The sequence below is a fragment of the Pseudomonas sp. ICMP 561 genome, assembly GCF_002699985.1.
Classification (GTDB): Bacteria; Pseudomonadota; Gammaproteobacteria; order Pseudomonadales; family Pseudomonadaceae; genus Aquipseudomonas; species Aquipseudomonas quasicaspiana.
Genome location: NZ_LKBT01000047.1, coordinates 1 through 670, shown reverse-complemented (window position 1 = coordinate 670; position 670 = coordinate 1). Strand labels below are relative to the sequence as shown.

General features: G+C 44.2%; 1 protein-coding gene and 1 pseudogene. Both read left to right on the top strand.

Annotation, left to right across the window (positions count from 1 at the left end; genetic code table 11):
• Positions 1-62: 62 nt before the first annotated feature.
• A pseudogene (locus AO242_RS23720) lies at positions 63-161 on the top strand (glycine hydroxymethyltransferase); the annotation flags it as partial.
• 250 nt (positions 162-411) lie between these two features.
• Positions 412-670 (top strand): hypothetical protein (locus tag AO242_RS29575; RefSeq protein WP_218927853.1); only part of this gene is annotated, 259 nt, incomplete at its 3' end.

The following is a 670-nucleotide window of genomic DNA, read 5'->3' as shown; positions in this document are numbered from 1 at the left end:
CGAACGAAGCGCGACCTGGCCTTGAAGCTGATGTGGCTTACAAGGATTAGGCAATTTGAACCTGCGACATCCTGGCTGACCTGAACAACGAAGCCGTGATCGACACAGTACGTGAAAAAGTAAAAGCCATCTACGCCAGACTGCAGGTATACGATGTTTAATCAGGCCCGTTTGCAGCAATAGCAAAAAAGCCTCGGCTCGTGAGAGCCGGAGGCTTTTTTATTCTGAGTAGCTATAAACAGACCCCTCGTTGCGATGTTGAACAGTTAGCTAGTTCATTTCGAAATAAAAACACCTTATTAAATCGACATCTATTCCAACCACTGTCAACTATGACAGTAGCCACCCCAAACAAGACTGACTAGCCTGACGAAACCATTACACAATGGCAAATCAATCAGGTATACGAAAATGGCAAACGAAGACGATGGCATCAGCAAATCATTTTATGGCGAGCTTAGTCTGGCCAGCGATGACTCGAAAGTAAATTTTTCGTATGTAACATATACGAATACACCCACAGGCAGCATTAATTCGTCTGGAGACGTCGTAGATAGCTGGGGCTACGACCTGGGATTTTTTGAGTACATGACGGTCAACACATTTGAGCATTACGCTCAAAAGTTTTACTTCAAATACTCTCCATCCGATAACTCCTATTCACTGATGA